This window comes from Bacillus sp. AFS018417 (genome assembly GCF_002560985.1).
Lineage (GTDB): Bacteria > Bacillota > Bacilli > Bacillales > Bacillaceae_G > Bacillus_A > Bacillus_A rhizoplanae.
In genome coordinates, this window is the sequence record NZ_NTTM01000012.1 from 89,915 (window position 1) to 109,875 (window position 19,961).

At 35.1% G+C, this 19,961-nt stretch carries 16 protein-coding genes; 12 read left to right on the forward strand and 4 right to left on the reverse strand.

All coding sequences use genetic code 11. The features are described from left to right. Positions 1–7 precede the first annotated feature (7 nt). Complete coding sequence (locus CN326_RS06305; protein ID WP_098307332.1) at positions 8–898, forward strand: NAD(P)-dependent oxidoreductase; 891 nt, start codon at positions 8–10, stop codon at positions 896–898. Positions 899–942: 44 nt separating this feature from the next. Beyond that, positions 943–2,403, forward strand: a complete 1,461-nt coding sequence (locus CN326_RS06310) for a CoA-acylating methylmalonate-semialdehyde dehydrogenase (RefSeq protein WP_098307334.1) — start codon at positions 943–945, stop codon at positions 2,401–2,403. A 78-nt stretch (positions 2,404–2,481) separates the two neighbouring features. Here the strand turns inward: CN326_RS06310 and CN326_RS06315 are convergent, their stop codons facing one another. Then, entirely contained in the window at positions 2,482–3,534 is a 1,053-nt protein-coding gene (locus CN326_RS06315; RefSeq protein WP_098307336.1) for an enoyl-CoA hydratase/isomerase family protein, read from the reverse strand. Between the two features lie 14 nt (positions 3,535–3,548). Further along, the gene (locus tag CN326_RS06320) at positions 3,549–4,334 is read right to left on the reverse strand and encodes an enoyl-CoA hydratase-related protein (RefSeq protein WP_098307338.1); all 786 of its coding nucleotides are present in this window, start codon (positions 4,332–4,334) and stop codon (positions 3,549–3,551) included. Positions 4,335–5,080: 746 nt separating this feature from the next. Here CN326_RS06320 and CN326_RS06325 point away from each other — a divergent pair. The 10 genes from CN326_RS06325 (at position 5,081) to CN326_RS06370 (ending at position 17,360) form a co-directional block, all read left to right on the forward strand. Then, positions 5,081–5,341: a hypothetical protein gene (locus CN326_RS06325; RefSeq protein ID WP_098307340.1), complete on the forward strand. Its 261-nt coding sequence runs from the start codon at positions 5,081–5,083 to the stop codon at positions 5,339–5,341. A gap of 416 nt (positions 5,342–5,757) precedes the next feature. Next, on the forward strand, positions 5,758–5,997 hold the full coding sequence (locus CN326_RS06330) for a DUF2584 family protein (protein WP_098307342.1): 240 nt from the start codon (positions 5,758–5,760) through the stop codon (positions 5,995–5,997). 21 nt (positions 5,998–6,018) lie between these two features. Continuing rightward, positions 6,019–7,176 (forward strand): exonuclease SbcCD subunit D, encoded by a 1,158-nt coding sequence (locus CN326_RS06335; protein WP_098307344.1) that lies wholly within the window; start codon positions 6,019–6,021, stop codon positions 7,174–7,176. Further along, positions 7,173–10,262, forward strand: a complete 3,090-nt coding sequence (locus tag CN326_RS06340; protein ID WP_098307346.1) for an AAA family ATPase — start codon at positions 7,173–7,175, stop codon at positions 10,260–10,262. The genes CN326_RS06335 and CN326_RS06340 overlap by 4 nt, the downstream gene beginning before the upstream one ends. 500 nt (positions 10,263–10,762) lie before the next feature. After that, a complete protein-coding gene (locus CN326_RS06345) occupies positions 10,763–11,398 on the forward strand; it encodes a TetR/AcrR family transcriptional regulator (protein WP_098307348.1) in 636 nt (211 codons plus the stop codon). A 67-nt stretch (positions 11,399–11,465) separates the two neighbouring features. Further along, positions 11,466–12,713 (forward strand): MFS transporter, encoded by a 1,248-nt coding sequence (locus tag CN326_RS06350; RefSeq protein WP_098307350.1) that lies wholly within the window; start codon positions 11,466–11,468, stop codon positions 12,711–12,713. An 828-nt stretch (positions 12,714–13,541) separates the two neighbouring features. Next, on the forward strand, positions 13,542–14,078 hold the full coding sequence (locus tag CN326_RS06355; protein ID WP_098307352.1) for a DinB family protein: 537 nt from the start codon (positions 13,542–13,544) through the stop codon (positions 14,076–14,078). A 271-nt stretch (positions 14,079–14,349) separates the two neighbouring features. Then, positions 14,350–15,402: a metallophosphoesterase gene (locus CN326_RS06360; protein ID WP_176524544.1), complete on the forward strand. Its 1,053-nt coding sequence runs from the start codon at positions 14,350–14,352 to the stop codon at positions 15,400–15,402. An 884-nt stretch (positions 15,403–16,286) separates the two neighbouring features. Next, positions 16,287–16,919 (forward strand): YdbC family protein, encoded by a 633-nt coding sequence (locus CN326_RS06365; protein ID WP_098307356.1) that lies wholly within the window; start codon positions 16,287–16,289, stop codon positions 16,917–16,919. 33 nt (positions 16,920–16,952) lie between these two features. After that, positions 16,953–17,360, forward strand: coding sequence for an NUDIX hydrolase (locus CN326_RS06370; RefSeq protein ID WP_098307358.1), 408 nt, complete (start codon positions 16,953–16,955; stop codon positions 17,358–17,360). Between the two features lie 71 nt (positions 17,361–17,431). Here the strand turns inward: CN326_RS06370 and CN326_RS06375 are convergent, their stop codons facing one another. Further along, positions 17,432–19,132 carry a pyruvate oxidase gene (locus CN326_RS06375; RefSeq protein WP_098307360.1) on the reverse strand — a complete coding sequence of 567 codons (1,701 nt, stop codon included), beginning with the start codon at positions 19,130–19,132 and terminating at the stop codon, positions 17,432–17,434. A gap of 581 nt (positions 19,133–19,713) precedes the next feature. Then, the gene (locus CN326_RS06380; RefSeq protein WP_098307362.1) at positions 19,714–19,899 is read right to left on the reverse strand and encodes a cold-shock protein; all 186 of its coding nucleotides are present in this window, start codon (positions 19,897–19,899) and stop codon (positions 19,714–19,716) included. Positions 19,900–19,961 lie beyond the last annotated feature (62 nt).

The following is a 19,961-nucleotide window of genomic DNA, read 5'->3' on the forward strand; positions in this document are numbered from 1 at the left end:
GAGCAGTATGAAAAAGATTGGTTTTATCGGTTTAGGTAACATGGGTCTTCCGATGTCTAAAAATTTAGTTAAATCAAATTATACGGTATATGGAGTCGATTTAAATAAAGATGCTGAAGCTTCCTTCGAGAAAGAAGGGGGAATCATCGGTTTATCAATTGGAAAATTAGCAGAAACATGTGATTTGATTTTTACAAGTTTACCGTCACCGCGAGCTGTTGAAGCTGTTTATTTTGGAGAAGAAGGTTTAATTGAGAATAGTCATTCGAATGTTGTTTTAATTGATACAAGCACAGTAGCTCCGCAACTAAATAAAAAGCTTGCAGATGCTGCGAAGGATAAAAAAGTCGATTTCTTGGCTGCACCGGTTAGCGGTGGAGTAATTGGAGCGGAAAACCGCACATTAACTTTTATGGTTGGTGGATCAAAAGAAGTATATGAAAAAGGTTTACCAGTGATGGAAGTATTGGGAGCAAATATATTTCATGTGAGTGAGCAAATTGATAGTGGTACAACTGTAAAATTGATTAATAACTTATTAATTGGTTTTTATACAGCAGGTGTTAGTGAAGCTCTGACATTAGCAAAGAAAAACAATATGGATTTAGATAAAATGTTTGATATTTTAAATGTGAGTTATGGACAAAGTAGAATTTATGAGCGCAATTATAAAAGCTTTATTGCGCCAGAAAACTATGAACCAGGATTTACTGTAAATCTACTAAAGAAAGACTTAGGATTTGCAGTTGATTTAGCAAAAGAAGGTGAGCTTCACTTACCAGTGAGTGAAATGCTTTTGAATTTGTATGATGAAGCTGATAAAGCGGGATATGGTGAAAAAGACATGGCTGCTTTATATCAAAAGGTAAGTGAACAATTAATCTCTAGTCATAAATAACAATGAATACTAGCAAATATAAAAAATAAAAAGGAGCGAATACAATGATTACAACAGAAATTAAACGCGTGAAAAATCATATTAATGGTGAATGGGTAGAATCTACTGGCACAGAAGTGGAAGCTGTTCCGAATCCTGCGACTGGGAAAATAATTGCTTATGTTCCACTTTCTCCAAAAGAAGATGTGGATCGTGCTGTTGAAGCTGCAAAAGCAGCATATGAAACATGGTCTAAAGTACCAGTTCCAAATCGCTCAAGACAGCTATATAAATATTTACAACTTTTACAAGAAAACAAAGATGAGCTTGCAAAAATCATTACATTAGAAAATGGTAAAACATTAAAAGATGCAACTGGCGAAGTGCAGCGAGGGATTGAAGCTGTAGAGCTGGCAACATCAACACCAAATTTAATGATGGGGCAAGCACTTCCAAATATTGCAGGTGGAATTGATGGTTCAATTTGGAGATACCCAATTGGAGTTGTTGCGGGTATTACACCGTTCAACTTCCCGATGATGATTCCACTATGGATGTTCCCATTAGCAATCGCTTGCGGTAATACATTTGTATTAAAAACATCTGAAAGAACGCCGCTTTTAGCAGAAAGACTAGTAGAATTATTCTATGAAGCGGGCTTCCCGAAAGGGGTTTTAAACTTAGTACAAGGTGGAAAAGATGTTGTAAATAGCATTTTAGAAAATAAAGATATTCAAGCTGTTTCATTTGTTGGATCTGAGCCAGTTGCACGCTATGTATACGAAACAGGAACAAAATATGGAAAACGAGTACAAGCACTTGCAGGAGCGAAAAACCATGCAATTGTTATGCCGGACTGCGATATTGAAAAGACAGTACAAGGTGTCATTGGTTCTGCATTTGCGAGCAGTGGGGAGCGCTGCATGGCATGCTCTGTTGTAGCGGTAGTGGATGAAATTGCTGATGAATTCATTGATGTTCTTGTATCAGAAACGCGTAAATTAAAAGTCGGTGATGGTTTCTATGAAGAAAATTATGTAGGTCCATTAATTCGTGAATCTCACAAAGAGCGTGTACTAGGCTATATTAATAGCGGTGTAGCAGATGGAGCTACTTTATTAGTAGATGGCCGTAAAATTAATGAAGAAGTTGGGGAAGGGTATTTCGTTGGAGCAACAATCTTTGATAGTGTGAATCAAGATATGAAAATTTGGCAAGATGAAATTTTTGCTCCAGTATTAAGCATTGTGAGAGTAAAGGATTTAGAAGAAGGAATTAAGCTTACAAACCAATCAAAATTTGCAAACGGTGCAGTCATTTATACGTCAAGTGGTAAACACGCACAAACATTCCGTGATAATATCGATGCAGGGATGATTGGCGTAAACGTAAACGTTCCAGCTCCAATGGCATTTTTCGCATTTGCAGGAAATAAAGCTTCTTTCTACGGTGACTTAGGTACAAATGGAAAAGATGGTGTACAATTTTATACACGTAAAAAAGTAGTGACAGAACGCTGGTTTTAAGAAGAATATAAAAAAGTGTCCATGGTATTGGACACTTTTTTTATTTGAAATAAAATGTATAAGCTTCACTTGATATAATTAGCTTCTTAAAAGGTTGAAAAAGCTGTTCACAACCTCGTCTGAAACATCTTCTAATTTCTTATATTTATATTGCGGATTTTGGTCCTTGTCAATGACAACTGAACGTACTCCTTCGAAAAAATCTTCATGTTTCATAAAATTTTTAGCAAGTACAAGATCAGTATTAAAGCAATCCTCTAACGTTTTTTCTTCTCCATCAATTAGTTGTTTTAAAGTAATCTTTAAGGAGAATGGGGATTTTGATAAAATTGTTTCTTTTGTTTTAGCTGCAAAATGGCTAGCATCTTTTTCTAATGAATGTATAATCTCTTCAACTGTGTGAAAAGAAAAGTGATTGTTAATGTCTGTTTGGAATGACGCTAGCTCACTTTCGTTAACAGGAAGCTCAGAATAGTCATTTACCAGTTGTGTCAATGTTGTATGTATGTCTTTTACAGGCCAATCTATATGTTCGACACGGTTAAGAAAAGCATTTAAGTTTTCGTTTGTCATGTAAAAATCTGCACAGTTTATATATAGTACATCAGGAGCTTTAATAACAGAAGCTGTTAATGCTAAGTAACGTCCTATATACCCTGGAGATTTATTTAAGAAATAGGCAGCCCCGACATCCGGGAAAAAGCCAATATTCATTTCTGGCATGGCCCACTTCGTCTGCTCAGTTACAATTCTATGGCTCGCTCCGGAAGTTAGTCCGACGCCTCCGCCCATAACAAAGCCATCTAAACATGCGATAATCGGTTTAGAAAACTTATAAACGAGCATATCTAATTTATATTCATCTTCAAAAAATTGCTCTGCTTTTTTCATGGCAGATTCATGTAAACGAGCCTCGTAAAGTGTCTTGATGTCACCACCAGCACAAAGTCCCTTCGTACCTGCGCCTTTTATAATGACAAGATGAATTTGATCATCAGCTTCCCAATCTTTTAACTTTTGTGTAATCGGTCCTATCATTTCATAAGAAAGTGAGTTTAGTGCTTTCGGACGATTTAACGTAATAGTGGCTACACCATTTTCGTTAGTTGAAAATAGAACTTGATCAGTCATAACATATCCTCCTTTTATGAATGTATAAAGTTAGGTTTCCGCTTCTCGATGAAAGCTTGAATGCCTTCTTTAGCGTCATCAGTTAAAAATAATTCAGAGAATTTCTCGCGCTCTCTTTTCAAGCCTTCAGATATATTTTCGTTATATCCTTGTGTAATACATTCTACGGCACGTGTGACACTAGTCATGCTTTTTCCTTCGAGAAAGGATTGAGCAATTAAGAGAGCAGTTGGTAATAATTCTTCTTGGGAAACAACCAATTGAACAAGACCGAGATTGGCTGCTTCTTTTCCGCTTATTTGTTTACTAGTTAAAATTAAGTCTAAAGCCGTTGCCATATTTGTTATTCTGCTAAGGCGTTGTGTACCGCCGAATGTTGGGAGTAATCCAAGTTTTAATTCCGGTAAACCGAGAATAGCAGTATCTGATGTAATTCTAAAATGACATCCCATAGCTAACTCTAATCCACCGCCAAGAGCAGGACCGTTTATGGCAGCAATGACTGGCTTCTTCATGGCTTCTATTTCGTCACAAAGTGCTTGTCCTGCTTTTGCCATTGCTAATCCTTTCTCTTGATCTCCTAGTGCAGAAACAAACTCTTTAATATCGGCACCAGCTACAAAAAAACGTCCGGCACCTGTTAGAATAATAGCCCTTGTTTCGTCATCCTCAGCAAGCATTGAAAAGATTGAGCGTAATTCAGCTATGCATGCAGATGATAAAGCATTTGCTGGGGCATTGTTCACCTCTACTATTGTAATAAAGTTTTGTTTTCTTATATTTGCAAATTTGGTTTCCATTATCTATATCCTCCTTTATGATCATATATTTATTTTTGCAAGAACTGTGCCAATTCAAATGCTGTATATTAGCAAGGATGGATTGGACACAAAATGTTTAAGTGTCTAAACAAATAGACATTTTATAAGAAGACAGAGCGGGAGCATCTATGGTGATAATTGTAGCAACGAATTAAAATATGTAGCGATCTCCTGAATCGTTATGAAAGATGAGCTCTTGTGTATATCTTTCTTGTTTTATTTCTTGAATCCTGCCATATTGCATGTCTTTTTTTGTTTTAAAATGAAGAGCAAATGAGTATACTGTAGAAAATAGAAGAGAAGTAGTGCGTTGTTTCGTGTTTTTTTGTATCATTATGCTAAAGTTTTAGACTGAAAGAATATGTCTTTTAAAATAAAAAAGTGGTAAACAATCAAAAATATGTAAAGAAGGAAAGCATGAGAATTCATGAAATGAAAACTTGGCATATTTTGACGAGTTGTTTTTAGAGGATTTTCATTAGAGAAAAAGGAATATACAACTTCTAACGGATATTGTTTTGAACAGATTTTTACTAAATATATAATTTGTAATTTTTTAGAATAAAGGTTTAAATAAATATGGATAATACATTTTCTGTATTTGAATTTTTTGTTTTGTTGCTAATATGTCATATGTATTAAGTTCGCTTATAAGTTTTATTTATTATAAGTATAGAATGTCTAATGTGCCCTTAGAAAGGAAAGAAAAGAAAGGGGAGATCGGAATGTCAGGGCCTTTGTTATTATCGGTCATTATTTTATCTTCTCTTATGATTGGCTTAACTTTCTATTTTCATCAAGAAGATGCACAGCATGATACTATACAAGATAAAGTACGATTTGTATTCCCGGTCCTTATCTTAACAATTGCGATTAGTTTTGCATTAAATCAAAATGATTACGTTGCGATTCTTTCGTGGCTTTTGACAACAGTATTATTATTTATTGTTTTGTACGTTGTAATGAAGGATTATTTACAAAAATAAAAGTGCCGTAAACGGCATTTTTATTTTAAATAAATATTTAATTTCACATACCGTATTAAAAATTAAAATGTTAACAAAAGCATCAGCAACATTATTTGCATCTATCTCGCTATTCGCAGATGTAAAGGGGCTCTTATAACATATTGAAAAAAAGCAGTTCTAAAGGTGTTTGTTGAAGATGGTACATGGAAAACTCTTACTTCAAGATTTAAAGGAGATAAGTGGCGGGAGTTTTCATATTCTTTTATTACTTTTCTCATACTACAAATGAGAAGTTGAAGATATATTGCAGTTATAATGTTGTAAGTAGAGGGAATGTTCATTAGGGAAGTCCTACCTTTCTTACTGATTCTCTTGTCAATCAGTAATGCCCGCTATACTATTAAAATAGAGACATAAAAAAGGGGTGTTTTCGCATGAAATTTGAAATGCATACAAAGATTATTGTAAACGAAACAGAGAAACGATTACATATAGAAGATAATATATTTCAGTTAATTTTAGAAGGATATCATTTATTTGTAGTTGATGAAATATTGCCAGTGTATAAAACAAATCAAGAACTTGTTGGAAGTGCAGTTGTAAAAAAAGTGGAATGGACAGAAGAGAAGACGACGCTTTTATATCAGCTTATTTCACTTCAATCTGTGAACTAATAAAAAGAAAGGAAGGGAAAGATGAAATTTTTTCATACAGCCGATTGGCACTTAGGAAAGCTTGTTCACGGTGTTTATATGACAGAAGATCAGCGTTATGTCTTAGAGCAATTCGTACAAGCTGTTGAAGAGGAAAAACCAGATGCCGTGATTATTGCAGGAGATTTATACGACCGCGCAATTCCGCCAACAGAAGCAGTAGATTTATTAAATGAAGTATTACAAAAAATTGTGATTGAATTACAAACGCCAGTACTTGCGATAGCTGGGAATCATGATAGTCCAGACCGTATTCATTTTGGGAGCGGCTTAATGAAGAAACAAGGGCTGCATATTATTGGGCAATTTCAATATCCATATGAGCCTGTTATCATGAATGATGAATACGGAGAAGTGCATTTCCATTTGGTTCCATATGTTGATCCGAGCATTGTTCGTCATGTGATGAAAAATGATGATATTCGTAGTCATGATGATGCGATGCGTATTTTTATGAATGAGTTATCGGAAAGTATGGATAAAGAGGCGCGTCATGTTTTTATCGGACATGCTTTCGTAACAGCGTCTGGGGAAGCGGAAGAAAATACAAGTGATGCTGAGAGGCCATTATCAATTGGCGGAGCAGAATATGTAAACAGTCATTATTTTGATGCCTTCCATTATACGGCACTTGGTCATTTACACCAAGCGCATTACGTACGTAATGAAACAATTCGTTATGCGGGTTCGCCGCTTGCGTATTCGATTTCGGAAGAGCATCACAAAAAAGGATATTCCATTGTTGAATTAAATGAAACAGGAGAAATAACAATTGAGAAACGGTTATTAACACCGCAACGTAAAATGAGAACGGTTGAAGCAAAAATTGATGAATTGTTGCAACATCCTGTTTGTGAAGACTACGTATTTGTGAAATTATTAGATGAAAATCCTGTATTGCAGCCAATGGAAAAGATTCGTTCTGTTTATCCAAATGCGATGCATGTAGAGCGTGTTATGCAAAGAAAAGAGCTGGTGAATGAAAATACTACAGTCACTTCACGTCATAAAATGGATGATCTTTCCCTTGTGAAAGCTTTTTATAAAGAAATGAAAGGGACTGAGTTATCGGAAGAAAAAGAGCGTCTCTTCTTAGAAGTATTAAAGACAGTTCATGAGCGAGAGGGGGAGAGAGCATGAGACCTATCAAACTTATTATGACAGCGTTTGGTCCCTATAAGCAGCAGGAAACAATTGATTTTGAAGAATTAGGTGAACATCGAATCTTTGCGATTTCTGGAAATACAGGTGCAGGAAAAACAACGATTTTTGATGCGATTTGTTATGCGCTGTACGGAGAAGCGAGTGGAGAAGAACGCAATGATACGAGTATGCTTCGTAGTCAATTTGCTGATGATAACGTGTATACAAGCGTTGAATTATTATTTCAATTAAAAGCAAAAACCTATTGTATAAAGCGTCAACTTGGTCATAAAAAACAAGGCAACAAAACGATTACAGGTCATGCGATTGAATTTTATGAAGTCGTTAATGACGAACAAATTCCTTGTGTAGATCGTTTCCATGTGACGGATGTAAACAAAAAAGTGGAAGATTTAATTGGTCTTAGTAAGCATCAATTTAGTCAAATTGTAATGCTTCCACAAGGTGAATTCCGTAAACTATTAACATCTGAAACAGAAAATAAAGAAGAAATTTTACGCCGTATTTTTAAAACGGATCGATATAAATTAATGCGAGAGTTATTAGATCAAAAGCGTAAAGAATGGAAAGATGTTCTGCAAGAAAAGCAAAAAGAACGAGAATTGTACTTTCGTAACGTTTTCAAGCTTCCGGTGCGGGACGGTGCACTGCTTGAAATATTAGCAAATCAAGAACATGTAAATACACATCAAGTAGTAGAAGCGCTTCAACAAGAAATCGCTTTTTATGAAAAACAAGAAAAGCAATTAGAAAAACAAGAATCAATACAGCTAAAGCAATTAAAAGAAGCGGAAACAGGGTATCATGAAGCGAAGGCTTTAAATGATAGATTGCAAGATTTGCAAACAAAACAAAATCGTTATGACTCATTGCAACAGGAACATTCTTCTATTGAAGTGAAAGAACAACAATTTAAACGTGCAGAGCAAGCAAGCCGGTTATTACCGTTTGAACAGTGGTATGATGAAGCGGTTCAAAGTGCTCAGCAAGCCGAGCAATATATGAAACAAATTGCTGCCAAACAAGAACAATTTGTATTAGCTTATGAGCGTGCGGAGCAGCAGTACGAACAAGAAAAAAACAATGAAACAGTTCGTGAAGAAACGAAGCGAAACGTACAAATGTTAGAAGAGTTAAAAGAGGTTATCGCCACATTTGCTGATAAAAAAATAAAATTAGCGGCATCAAAAAAACAAATGGAGCAATTTAAGCTTGAGGTAAGTAAATTAGAGAAACAGCAAGAATTCAGCAGTACACGAAAGCAACAGCTTTCAGGTAAGCTAAAACAGATTGAACAAGCACTTGAGCAATACCGAGCAAAAGTAGAACAGTTAAGTCGTATGCGTGAAGATGCAAAAGTATTAAAAGACGCATATCAAGTGTGGCAAGAAGTGCAAAAGTATGAGAGGGAAAGAAAAGGTGTATTAGAACGTATGAGTGCGGCTCAACAAGCGTATGAAACGTTGGAGAAATCATGGTTAAGCGAACAAGCTGGTCAGTTAGCGATTCATTTACATGATGGTAAACCTTGCCCGGTTTGTGGTAGTACCTCTCACCCAAACAAAGCAACTGAACAAGAAGTGTCTATTAATGAAGAACAGTTAAATATTCTTCGTGAACAAAAAGTACAAGCTGAAAAGCAACACGTTCAAATAGAAGAAAAATGTAATTTTTATAAAGGTCAATATGAAGAATTATGTAAAGAAGTACAGGCTCGGGGGTACGCTGTATCAGAGTTAGCAGATGCGTATCAAACGTTAATCCAACAAGGAAAACAGCTAGCTGCAGAAGTAAATGAATTAAAAGAAAGTGAAGAAGAACGTAAACAATTATCATCGCAGCTTCAAAAGCTAGAAGAAGAATTAGATATGTTGCAAGCAACTAAACGTGATATAGAAGAAAAACTGCATCGCTCTGAAATGGAATCGATTCAACTGCGAACATCGTATGAAAATGACAAAGAAAAAATTCCAGCAGAGATGCAAACATTAGAAGCGTGGCAACAAGCGTATGAAGCAAAAGCCTCTTTACTTCGTCGTCTGCAAGAATCATGGCAAAGAGCACAAGAGGAATTTCAGCGTTGCACCAGTGAAAAAATTCGTGTTGAAGAAGCATATAAAGCAGCGCAGCAACAATATACACAAGGAAATGAGAACAAAGAAGAAAAGTATGCACGTTTTATGGCAGAACTTGAAGCAAGTGGTTTTGTGAGTCAGCAAGCATACACAGAGGCTAAATTATCAGACGCAGAGCGTAACGATTTACAGCAACACATTCAATCCTACTACTCTATGCTTGAAGTATTAACAAAACAAATTGAAGAATTAACAGAGCAATTACAAGGAAAAGAATGGACAGAGTTAACGCAACTAGAAGAACAGTTGAAAGAACTAGAAATTCAGCTTGATATCATAAAAGAACAGCGTCAGCGTACAAAAAGTGCCAATGAATATATTTCCGATTTGCATGAAAATATTTGCCGCATTGATGAACAAATTCATGAAGAAGAAGCGGCATTCCAAGAGCTTGTTGATTTGTATGAAGTTATGAAAGGTGACAATGAAAGCCGCATTTCGTTTGAGCGTTACATTTTAATAGAATATTTAGAGCAAATTGTTCAAGTAGCCAATGAACGACTTCGTAAATTATCAAACGGACAGTTTTATTTAAAACGAAGTGAACGCGTGGAAAAACGAAATCGTCAAAGTGGTTTAGGATTAGATGTGTATGATGCTTATACGGGGCAAACACGTGATGTGAAAACATTGTCCGGCGGTGAAAAATTTAACGCATCTCTATGCTTAGCGCTGGGTATGGCTGATATCATTCAATCATACGAAGGCGGTATTTCGATTGAAACGATGTTCATTGACGAAGGCTTTGGTTCATTAGATGAAGAATCGTTAACGAAAGCAGTAGATGCTTTAATTGATCTTCAAAAATCAGGTCGCTTTATTGGTGTAATCTCACACGTACAAGAATTGAAAAACGCTATGCCAGCAGTGCTGGAAGTAATGAAGCAGAAAGATGGATGTAGTAAGACGAAGTTTGTGGTGAAATAGATAGAGTGCTTGATTTTAATCAGCGGTCACAATTTTGGTCACGCATTTCGAATACGGCATCTAATTTTTCAGAGACGGTACGTGTTTCATTTTCTTAGGAATACTCGTTCCGTCTTTGGTTTTTAATCATATTAAATAGGTTTATATTTTTCAACTTTGGACTCTGCAAAATTGCAGGGTCTTTTTTATGTTCTTTATGGATTTGCTATTCACCAAGAACAAGGTAATCAAGCTATACATACGAGAACCATTCTATAAAAATCATACATGAAAAAGGAATTTGGATGATTTTTCCGAATTTATTTATCTATGAAAACAACACTTTCACATTCAAATCAACCATAGGGCTATGGAATGACTAGTCAAAGAAGTGAAAAAGGAAGGGTGATCGACTGTTTGTGATGTGCAATAAATTTTATAGCTAAGAATGAAACTTTTTTACAGAAGGCACATATATTTATATTAGACCGACAGTCGGTCTAGATGAAAGGAGTTTCTTTATGAGGATTGTAAAGGAATATGAAGAACGTAGAAATGAAATTCTAGATACCGCAGAAAGGCTGTTCGTTTCTAAAGGATATATGAAAACCACCGTGAATGACATTCTACGAGAAATTGGTATTGCAAAAGGAACATTTTATCATTATTTCAAATCAAAGGAGGAAGTGATGGATGCTATTATTTTGAGAGTTGTAAATACGGATGTAGCAGCAGCGAAAAAGATTGCTTCAAATCCAAATATCCCTGTAATTGATAAGTTGTTTCAAATTTTAATGGCTCAAATGCCAAAAGCGGGTGAGAATAAAGAAAGAATGATTGAACAATTCCATCAACCAAATAATGCAGAAATGCATCAAAAAAGTTTAGTGCAAGCTATTGTGCATTTAACACCTGTTTTAACAGAGGTAATTGAACAGGGAATCAAGGAAGGGGTTTTTGTGACTGTATATCCCAGGGAAACAATAGAATTTTTAATTGCGTCTGCACAAATCATATTTGATGAAGGATTGTTTCAATGGCAGCCTCATGAAGCGATGCAAAGGGCAAAGGCGTTCATCAACATGATGGAGACCACTCTCGGAGCTGAAAAAGGTACCTTTGATTACATGCTAGCTATTTTGCTGGGACAGTCATAGCAAAATTGTTTTATAAATTTGTTAGACCGACAGTCGGTCTAGCGTTCTACTGAAAGGTGTGTATACGATGGAAAACAGTGCGAGTATAAAGTCTTCCGCTAAAGATTTTAATCTTATGGTAATCGGGCAAATTGTATCGATTTTAGGTTCCACCCTTTTACGCTTTGCTTTATCACTTTATGTCTTGGATATAACAGGTCGTGCAGATATTTATGCTACTTTATATGCTATATCCAGTGTGCCTCTTTTGCTATCCCCTCTTGGTGGTGCTATCGCTGATCGGTTTAATCGACGCAATTTAATGGTCATCTATGATATGTTAAGTAGTATTATTATTTTCGGCTTTCTTTTGTTACTGTCCATCGACAATACTTCTGTGATATTGATTGGTATTGTCATGATTTTGTTAGCAATTATTAGTGCAATGTATTCTCCCGTTGTTATGGCGAGTATTCCGCTACTCGTTGCGGAAAAAAGATTAGAACAGGCCAATGGAATTGTAAATGGTGTTCAAGCATTGTCAAGTGTGGCAGCTCCTGTTTTAGGAGGGGTACTTTATAGTATGGTAGGGTTAAAAACTCTTGTTTTCATGAGCTGTATTGCTTTCTTTTTATCAGCAATATTAGAAATGTTTATTAAAATCCCATTTACGAAAAGAGATATAGACGCACATATTGTACCAACAATTATAAAAGACATGAAAGTTGGATTTACTTTTGCTATTAGAGCGCCTTATATATTGCAATCTATGATTCTGGCAGCAATTCTTAACTTAATTCTTACACCACTTTTTGTTGTAGGTGGTCCCATCATTTTGCGGGTAACGATGCAAAGCAGCGATACATTGTATGGTATCGGGATGGGACTTATAGAGTTTGCTACAATTTTAGGGGCTTTATCTATTGGTTTCTTTGCAAAAAAGATGAAAATGAACACAATATACCAGTGGTTACTTATTATTGCTTTATTGATTATACCGATGGCTGTCTCCGTTATGCCCCTTGTTCTTAGATTTGGATACTACTCGTCATTTATTCTCTTTATCTTGTGTGCAATCCTTATTGCAATAGTAATGACCATTATTTCTATCTTTGTCATTACAGTTGTGCAAAAGAAAACACCTGATGAAAATTTAGGAAAAGTTATGGCAATTATTACAGCGGTTGCGCAATGTATGGCACCTATAGGGCAGGTCATATATGGATTTATTTTTGAAACCTTCAGTATAAAAATTTACTTACCTATATTATTTGTAAGTTTCATAATGATAGTAATAGCGATTGTAACAAAGAGAATATTAAGAAAAGAAGGATAGGATTAGGTAATGATAGATGTAAGAAAAATTAGACACAAATGGAAATCGTAAATCGATTAAAAGTTAGTCATTATGTAGTTTTGTAATAAAGTTTGATAAAAAGGCCACAAATAGTCCTTTTTAAATAGCAAACAACAGAATTCATGATTAAAAAAGATCGATTAAAATGAATTTTAAAGTTTTAGATCCATGTGGAATTTTTATAAAAATTTTTTGATCATTTTAGGATATGTTTTGTTCAGCGGTGGCACCCGTTAGTTGAAAAGGGTACTTTCTTTTAATATAGCTAAATCACTTTCACTTATTCTTTGAGGTGCCCTAAGTCGTACCTTTTTACCACTCCAATATGATACTTTCATTATCCTCATCTCACTTTCTAATTTTATTGTTAAGTAAAATTATACCATTAATGTCGTTGCTTATATATTAAACGCAAATTGTTGAATTTTTGCTTAATAAAGAATTCAATTGTCTAAAGATTAAGTGATGTAATATAACTTTCATAAACGTAACTAGCCTCTAATTGCTTTACTTTGTTGAAAGTATCATCAAGTAGTTTAAATAAAAAGCAAAAGGACCTGCGTCCGAAGCATGCCACTTCGTTAGATAATGAAACTCGTTAGGAGTTCACCTATTATGTTAGCAGTTGATAATAGTGCAGTCTATAGGTCGTAGGCTGAGAAAGTTTATTTTGTAGGATGGCTGAGATTTATTTCAAGATTAGAAGGATGGGGACCTTTTGTTTTAGAATTTAAATTTTTCGGATTAATATGATAATATTTTATGGTAAGGTGTATGTATAAAGATAAAATAAAAAGGATGGTAAAAATGCAAAAGAGACCAGAAGCAAATGAATATAACCCGTATTATTCAACGTACATAAACTTATTGCCAGATGGAGATATCATACATATTTTAGAAGAGCAAATGAAGGAGACAAACCTCTTATTAAAAGGTATTTCTGATAGTGAAGGACATTTTCGCTACGCTCCTAATAAATGGAGTATAAAAGAAGTAATCGGTCATATTGCGGATACTGAACGTATTATGGGATATCGACTGCTTTCTATAGCGAGAGGCGAGACAGCAGAACTTCCTGGATATAACGATGATAGGTATGTTCTAAGAGCTGCATTTGATAAGCAATCTATGCAAGATCTTCTTGAGAATTTAACAGTTGTTCGTCAAGCTACCGTGCATTTGCTTAAAAGTTTAGATGAAGAAGCTTGGTTACAAAGAGGGGTGGCAAATAATTCTGAAGTAACGGTTCGTGCATTGGCAAGCATTATTGCTGGTCATGAGCTTCATCATCGCCAAATTATAAAAGAACGTTATTTGAGTTCTGATGCTTATCCATTCAGCTGAAATATGAAATTGTAAATGAAAATTAAAAAGAGATTGATTCATAAAAAATTCTGAATCAGTCTCTTTTTAATTTTGCTGCGTATCAGTGGAATTATAAAAGTTTTTATGTCAAAATAAAATTCTCATTAGATATAACTGTTAATTCATAAATGTATAGTATGTAAACAATCGTAAATGAATGGTTATAATGAAACATATAGAAGAGGGGGATACTTTGAAAGCGAGAAATTTATTTAATATTATTATTTTATTTACGCTATATACGCTGTTAATGATTTATATTGGATGGAATGGCTGGGTTTGGATTCGTACGACCTTTCAAGTTCAATCTTGGGGATATTATGCGATTATAGTTGGATTATTTTCATACGCGTATATTCTAGATCGATTGATTAAATTTGATTCACCACTTAGAACAATTGGTTCTTATTGGTTTGCAGTCGTACAATATGCAGTCATACTATTACCAATAGCGGATGTAACGGTATTCATTTTAGATTGGTTCTCTATTCCGAAAGAACAATCTATTTTTTGGACTGGATTAATCGTTCTTATTATTTTTGTTCTTATTTTTGTTTATGGAACATTTAATGCGTATAGTCCAATCGTTCGAAAATACGAGATTCACGTACCTAAAAAAGCTAATAATCGTAAGACACTTCGAATTGCGATGGCTTCAGATATGCACTTCGGTAAACTGTCTGGCTTGTCGCACCTTCAAAGATTGGTTGATCATGTAAATGATATGAAACCGGATATCATACTTTTGCCAGGAGATATTATTGACGATCATCCAGAATATTTTATAAAAAAGAATATGGGACAAGTGATGAAACAAATGCATGCTCCGCTTGGCATCTATGGGGTGCTAGGAAATCATGAATATTACGGCGGGGCTATTCCGGAGTTTTTGCAGGAAATGGATAAGATTGATGTAAATATATTATTAGATGAAGTTGTAAAAATTGAAGATTGTTTTTATATTGTAGGAAGAAGAGATAAGACGGACCGAAATCGTAAAAGTTTTGAGGAGTTAATGAGTGCTGTAGATAAGAGTTTTCCAATCATTGCAATGGATCATCAGCCCTTTGAATTAAAGCAAGCTGAAGTATCAGGTGTTGATTTATTATTGTCTGGACATACTCATAGAGGACAAATGGCGCCGAATCATATCATTACAAGAAGAATGTACGAATTAGATTGGGGATATGTACAGAAAGATTTATTTCATGCGATTGTTTCCTCGGGATTTGGATTTTGGGGACCAGCTTTAAGACTTGGGAGTCGATCAGAGATTATTCAAATAGAACTTACATTTGATTGAGTAGAAAAAACAAGGGGTTATCTGTAAATACTATTCCTAGTTTGAGCTACTAAATATAGAGATAGACTTAACAAATATAAGATGTTGCACTTTATATTTAAAGGGATAAATCTTTTAAAGAGATTTATCCCTATTTTTTATAAAAAAGACCATTTGTAAGACCCTTTACAACAACCAACTGTTTTACTATGACATTAATGATTTCCGATGTCGAAGACTATACACTTTATTTACAAACTAACGTATCCTGAACCCTTTCTTTTTGTCTAATTTCTGCAACCCATATAAAAAGGAAGATACTTGAGTGAAATACGGTTTAAAGAATGTGTTTTCTCAATATGTTACAATTCCAACACTGAAGGGAAGAAGGGGTTTTGTTAGTTCCGTTGCAATTGGTGTAATTGCCTCAGTATAGCCATTCCAATTGGTCAGTAATTGGTGCTTTTGCTGGCTTTATTTCACATAATAAGTAAACTAATCTAATAAGAATTATAAAAGAAGTTAAACCTTAGTAAAAAGCAATGTAGCACTAAAGTTAATTTTACCATTACACTTATTTTAAATGTTGTGGCAACAAAGAGTCTTTACAGGTCATTATAAATGAAAAAGGGATAGATTCTATCCCTTTTACTTTTATATATCTAGATGTGCAACATCATATATAAAACTTGCTGGTTTCTGTCTATTAGGAACAAACTGTGGAATTATATATAAATTTTAACTCTTGCTTTTTCTATTAGGAAGTATTGATTTTTGTAATTATATTTTCCTTATAATTTTGATTTTTCTATTTAGTTTCTTTAAAATAAAAATATAAGATGTTAGTGATGTCAATGAAGAGAGAGCTGTATGAAAGTTTTGGAGAAAATAAGGGGGATACGAGTATGTTAATTAAGTCTATTAATTGTAAAGTTGACGAAGAAAAAAAAGAACGATTTTCAACTGCTCAAGAGCAATGGGGAGAGTTGAAAGAATTAGAAGGATTTCATGGACAAGTCGGGGGATGGAATGAATCAGAGGCTTATATAGTTGGTTGCTGGGAAAATATGAAAATGTATCAAAAGTTTATGAATGAAACACACGATAAGATTTTTTATGATAGCAATCAAAAAGGTATGTATACATCATGTGCAACAGAACTATATCAATCTTTATTTGACATAAAGGATACCTCATTTGTAGAAGCACTGGAGTATAGTTCCTTCTTACGAGTAGCGATATGTGATGTGAAGCAAGGGTATGAAAAGCAATTTTTACATATGCAAGAAACCGTTTGGAATCCAGGCATGGCAAGAATAGAAGGAATGATGGGAGGAGTTGTTGGAAGATCTCTTTCTTCGAACCGTTACATTGTTTTGTCTTTATGGGAAAATGCAGCAGCTCACCAACATTATGTAAAAGAAATATTCCCTCAATTACAACATTTAGCAAACCCATCTGAACAAGTGTTACGTATAGAGGGGAAACAAATCACACTTGTCAGCTCTTGGTCTGTACTACCTATTCATTGTGTATAGAAATTCATTGTTTTTTACAAAGGAGGGGGATGTATGCCTTATCCAAAGCATATTGTAACGGCTGCAACGGTCGTATTAAATGATAAAAATGAAATTTTACTTTTAAAAAGTCCAATGCGAGGTTGGGAAATCCCTGGTGGTCAAGTAGAAGAAGGAGAAGCAATTCCAGTAGGTGCTATTAGAGAAGCGAAAGAAGAGACTGGAATTGATATTGAAATTATAAAATATTGCGGAGTGTATCAAAATGTTTCACAATGTATTTGCAATCATTTGTTCCTAGGAAAGCCAGTTGGTGGACAATTTACAACAAGTAGTGAAAGTTTAGAAGTTGGGTACTTTTCTATTGAAGAAGCATTGCAAATGGTAACATGGACAAATTTCAAAGAGCGTATTTTATATTGTTTAGATGAAAAGAAACAACCATTTTTGGTGGCTTTTTAATGAAATAACAGGATAGATATCAATAAAACAGCGGTTATTGAAAAATAAACCGCCGTTTTATATTTGTATTTTTATAAAGGAGGTAAATCAATTTTTCCTTCTTCAAATAACTCTTTCAGCATGTGCTTTGTATAGCCAGCTGCCTGTGCGAATGTAATTTTTGCCGGCATAGGGGCTTCATTGACATCAACGATAACGTCTATAATACATGGTTTATTTTGCTGTACAGCTTTTTCAAAAGCAGGCATTAATTCCTCGAGTTTCTCCACACGGTAACCGATTCCACCACATGCCTCAGCATATTTCGCGAAGTTTGGATTTGTAAGTTCTGTACCAAACTCAATATTTCCCATTACTTCTTGTTCAAATTTAATCATAGCGATTTTATGGTTGTTTAATACGACTACAATGATTGGGAGGTTATATTTCACAGCTGTTACAAAATCGTTCATCGTCATACCAAATCCACCATCTCCGCAAATTGCGAAAACTTGTTTATTTGGATACGCAATCTGCCCAGCAATTGCGCCGGGAAGACCGCAGCCAAGTGTTGCTAACCAGCTTGATAAAATAAAGCGCTGATTTGTCATACGGAAATGGCGCGCTGTCCAAACTGTTACATTGCCTACATCTACTGATAAAATAGCATCATCGTGTGCAACTTGCTGCACAGCATGCATTACTCTTTGTGGTTTAATTGGAATAGAAGTGTCGTTTTCTTGATTGTGCAGTCTTTCTTCCCATTTCTTCATCAGTTCTTGATGATGTTCTAAGAAAGAGTGATCAGTATGCTTTTCAATATTTTGTGTGAGCCATTTTAAGGTTTTATCAGCATTACCAGCAAGACCAATATCGGTTGGATAACGCTTTCCGATTTGTGCTGGATCTGTGTCGATATGAATTGTTTTTGCTTTGTCTGGTAAAAATCCTGTGAATGGGTAAGAAGTACCGACCATAATGAGTGTATCGGCATTCTTCATCGCTTCATATGAAGGTTTTGTACCGATTAAACCTAAACCACCAATACAAAATGGATGCTCATCGGGAATGATCCCCTTAGCTGGAAGTGTTAACACAATAGGAGCTCCAATATGTTCTGCAAAAGCAAGTAAGGATTCCCTTGCATCTTTTGCCCCTTTTCCTGCTAGAATAACAGGCTTTTCTGCTTCATTTAATGCAGCCGTTGCTTTTTCTAAATCATGTTTTTGCGGAAATAACTCCGGCATCGTAAAAGAAGAGGTTGTAATCCGTGCTTTTGCATCTACCTCAAATTTTTGAATGTCATCTGGAATTGTAAGAACTGACACACCTTTTTTTGTATAAGCCATGCGAATTGCTTGATTTACAACAGCTGGCAGTTGCTCAGCTGACATGATTCGCTGGTTATAAACTGCGACATCATCAAACATTCTTTCTAAATTTACTTCTTGAAAAAAACCAGTTCCAATTAAATCAGACTCAATCTGACCGGTAATAGCGAGGACGGGCGCTTGATCTAACTTGGCATCATACAATCCATTTAGTAAATGAATTGCACCTGGCCCTGCGATTGCCATACATACGCCAAGTTTTCCAGTTAATTTTGCATAAGAAGCAGCTGCTAAAGCACCTGCTTCTTCATGACGAACTTGAATGAATTTAATTTTATCTTGTGCTTTACGAAGAGGTTCGATAATAGAATTAATGGAATCACCAGGCATGCCATATACGTGATCAACGCCCCATTCGATTAGTAAATCGACTAGTACTTCACCGGCTGTTTTTCGAAACAACGTACTCACTCCTTTATTATTAAGCTAAACTTATTTTTTGATAAACTAGGTAAAATATACAAATAAATAGAAGCTATAGAAAAGGGAGCTTATTCAAGTACGATAATCCACAATGATACGATACAGAAGGGGGAATGGAAGTACTGTGTAGGAAAAAGAGCCACATAAAGTGAAACTTCCATCAGTGAGGGGTTTCTTCATCCCTCACTGATGGTTAGTTGAACCAATCGGGCTTTTACGGGCAGTGGATCCCTCACCTATCTTCTTCGCTTCTCTCAATCTTGAGGTGGGGGTCTTACTGCCCGTTAATGCGGGATAAAGGAGTAAGCACAACAAAAAAGCAAAGTAGTTTATTTACTACTTTGCTTTTTGTTGTAATGAAGTATAAGGGAAAATAGAAAATACTCAATGATTCATATAGTTAGTAATATGATGTATTTTATGCTGGTGATAATAAGGGAGGAAGAGGGTTCAATAGCTGTTAGCAATTATGTATAGCTTGGAAATCATTTGAATCATCATTTAGGAGAGATGAAAGAAAAAGCCTTGCAGAGAACATCTTGCAAGGGGCAACCTATGGTTTATCCCAATCGAGGCAATAAACGTTCTCCGCTTTTCATTTCACTTCCACATAAAGGACATTTCGGATGTTCTTCAAATGCGAAGTTCTTTCGCATCCATCCTAAGCACTCTTCTGACTCACATTCCCAAACCGGGATTTCTTCTGGTGGTACTTCTGCAACGTCATTCTTTTTGTTACGATACATGAGATCACTCCTTTTATGTGAAATATTTGTTTGTATAAGTAAAAAGGTTGTTAACCGTTCGT

Excerpts from the sequence above, each read along its gene's own strand:
- CN326_RS06320 (WP_098307338.1), bottom strand. The coding sequence starts at position 4,334 with ATGGAAACCAAATTTGCAAATATAAGAAAACAAAACTTTATTACAATA.
- CN326_RS06310 (WP_098307334.1), top strand. The coding sequence starts at position 943 with ATGATTACAACAGAAATTAAACGCGTGAAAAATCATATTAATGGTGAA.
- CN326_RS06350 (WP_098307350.1), top strand. The coding sequence starts at position 11,466 with ATGGAAAACAGTGCGAGTATAAAGTCTTCCGCTAAAGATTTTAATCTT.
- CN326_RS06365 (WP_098307356.1), top strand. The coding sequence starts at position 16,287 with ATGTTAATTAAGTCTATTAATTGTAAAGTTGACGAAGAAAAAAAAGAA.
- CN326_RS06330 (WP_098307342.1), top strand. The coding sequence starts at position 5,758 with ATGAAATTTGAAATGCATACAAAGATTATTGTAAACGAAACAGAGAAA.
- CN326_RS06315 (WP_098307336.1), bottom strand. The coding sequence starts at position 3,534 with ATGACTGATCAAGTTCTATTTTCAACTAACGAAAATGGTGTAGCCACT.
- CN326_RS06305 (WP_098307332.1), top strand. The coding sequence starts at position 8 with ATGAAAAAGATTGGTTTTATCGGTTTAGGTAACATGGGTCTTCCGATG.
- CN326_RS06335 (WP_098307344.1), top strand. The coding sequence starts at position 6,019 with ATGAAATTTTTTCATACAGCCGATTGGCACTTAGGAAAGCTTGTTCAC.
- CN326_RS06355 (WP_098307352.1), top strand. The coding sequence starts at position 13,542 with ATGCAAAAGAGACCAGAAGCAAATGAATATAACCCGTATTATTCAACG.
- CN326_RS06360 (WP_176524544.1), top strand. The coding sequence starts at position 14,350 with ATGATTTATATTGGATGGAATGGCTGGGTTTGGATTCGTACGACCTTT.
- CN326_RS06325 (WP_098307340.1), top strand. The coding sequence starts at position 5,081 with ATGTCAGGGCCTTTGTTATTATCGGTCATTATTTTATCTTCTCTTATG.
- CN326_RS06345 (WP_098307348.1), top strand. The coding sequence starts at position 10,763 with ATGAGGATTGTAAAGGAATATGAAGAACGTAGAAATGAAATTCTAGAT.
- CN326_RS06380 (WP_098307362.1), bottom strand. The coding sequence starts at position 19,899 with ATGTATCGTAACAAAAAGAATGACGTTGCAGAAGTACCACCAGAAGAA.
- CN326_RS06340 (WP_098307346.1), top strand. The coding sequence starts at position 7,173 with ATGAGACCTATCAAACTTATTATGACAGCGTTTGGTCCCTATAAGCAG.
- CN326_RS06370 (WP_098307358.1), top strand. The coding sequence starts at position 16,953 with ATGCCTTATCCAAAGCATATTGTAACGGCTGCAACGGTCGTATTAAAT.